Source organism: Pseudomonas avellanae BPIC 631, assembly GCF_000444135.1.
In the GTDB taxonomy this organism is placed as follows: Bacteria; Pseudomonadota; Gammaproteobacteria; order Pseudomonadales; family Pseudomonadaceae; genus Aquipseudomonas; species Aquipseudomonas avellanae.
The window spans coordinates 1-1,838 of sequence record NZ_ATDK01000110.1; the positions used below are offsets into that span (position 1 = coordinate 1).

Below are 1,838 nucleotides of genomic sequence, written 5' to 3' on the forward strand. Positions count from 1 at the left end.
CGATCTTTGCGATATGCGCGATTAATCGATCGATTTTTCAACAAATAGCGGCTTATTTTAGGAAAAGTCCGGATATCGGCCACGGCGCGGTGAGTTGATCGGAGGATCCTTAGGGCCGGGACTTTGGTGTGAGCGCGTGCAGGTCGATTATTTTACCGCTCTGGAAGGTGTAGTTGTAGCGACCTGCAATCGAAATGGCCTCGACCTGCAACACGAGCGTATCCGTAAAGGGCCATCGCCAAACTTGCCTCATTAGGCTCTAGAAGTGGAGAACTACCGTGTCAAATAATGAAAATCCACCCTATTGAGACGCAAAAAGCGCCTCATCCACTAGTCTCACAAGGGTGTACTTAAATGAGACAGAAACGGCGAGTGGTCACTCGCAAATAATTCCGGTTCATGACGGTCGATTGCAGGTCTAACCAGATGAATGCAGGTTCATTCGCAAATAATCCCGGTTTGCTGGCTCGGATAGACGCAATCAATCCTGGTCGAAAAACGCGATGATTGCAGGTCGGCGCCATTTCGATTGCAGGCCGCTACACTTAGGGGTTATGTCATGAATTGACTGAGGGAAGGCGTGAGCTAGTTGCTCAACGATCTGGACAGCATGGGTGTAGGAACCCTTGCCCTTGAGGTGGGAGTCACAGTAGGTCATGCCCAATGTGAATATGGTGTGGTGCTTGTGGTCTTTGATGACAGCTTCAAGCTTGTCAGCCCATGCCTGAGCCTCAGCCTGTGTTGAAAATGTCTTCGACTGGGGGGGGCCTTTCAATCTGACCTGAGCGTTCCAGTTGCCTGATGGTAGGGAGCGGATGTTAGCCATGTTGACGCCTCATGATGTGAATGGGCGTTCTCTCAAGGCCATAGCCTGTATGGGCTAAGGGGTATTGCTCCTCTCCTTGACATGGTGGGGGTCGTTGGTTCGAGTCCAATTGCGGATTCCACGCCATCCGGACACTCAGCCCACCAACATCCGGACACTCGTTCCACGCTTACCCGGACAGGCAGTCGGAGCGCAGCGACGCAGGTTCGCATTGTTAGTCTGAAGTCCTTGTCGTCGTCAATTTCGTTGCGCGCCTGCGCATCGATTCACCCTTCAACTCGATTCGATAAGCGTTATGCACCAGCCGGTCGAGGATCGCATCGCCCAAGGTCGGGTCGCCGATCAGCGCATGCCATTTGTCCACCGGCATCTGGCTGGTGACCAGCGTCGAGCGGTTGCCGTAGCGGTCATCCAGCAGCTCAAGCATGTCGCGCCGTTGGGCGGCGGTAAACGGTGCCAGGCCCCAGTCGTCCAGGATCAGCAGGTCAGTCTTGGCGTAGCCAGCCATCAGTTTGGCGAAGCGGCCGTCGCCATGAGCCAGGCCCAGCTCCTCCATCAAGCGCGGTAGACGCAGGTAACGGACGCTGTAGCCGTCGCGGCAGGCCTTGTGGGCCAGCGCGCAGGCGAGCCAGGTTTTGCCTACGCCCGTTGGCCCGCCGATGATCAAGTTCAGGCCATCGCGCAGCCACTGGCCACTGCCCAGTTGCAGGATCAATGCCTTTTCCAGGCCGCGCGGGCTGCGGTAATCGATGTCCTCCAGGCAGGCGTTATGGCGCAGTCGTGCGGCCTTGAGGCGAGTAGTCAGGCGGGCGTCTTCGCGCTCGGTCAGCTCGCGGTCGACCATCAGACCGAGGCGTTCGTCGAAGCTGAGATCGTTGATGTCAGGCGTTGCGTGTTGTTCGCCAAGCGCCTTGATCATGCCGTGCAGGCGCAGGGTTTGCAGCTTGTCGAGCGTTGGATTCGGTAGCATTTCGAAGCTCCTTTTTCAGGTCAGTGGTAGTAGCCAGGGCCG

At 56.6% G+C, this 1,838-nt stretch carries 1 protein-coding gene and 1 pseudogene; both read right to left on the minus strand.

What is annotated here, in order from left to right; genetic code table 11:
- Positions 1–544 precede the first annotated feature (544 nt).
- Positions 545–826, minus strand: a pseudogene (locus tag DW49_RS0107200) (hypothetical protein); the annotation flags it as partial.
- A gap of 214 nt (positions 827–1,040) precedes the next feature.
- Positions 1,041–1,796, minus strand: a complete 756-nt coding sequence (gene istB, locus DW49_RS0107205) for an IS21-like element ISPsy14 family helper ATPase IstB (RefSeq protein ID WP_024421164.1) — start codon at positions 1,794–1,796, stop codon at positions 1,041–1,043.
- Positions 1,797–1,838 lie beyond the last annotated feature (42 nt).

Bases quoted from the DNA above. Each gene is read 5' to 3' on its own strand.
- istB (WP_024421164.1), bottom strand. From the start codon at position 1,796: ATGCTACCGAATCCAACGCTCGACAAGCTGCAAACCCTGCGCCTGCAC.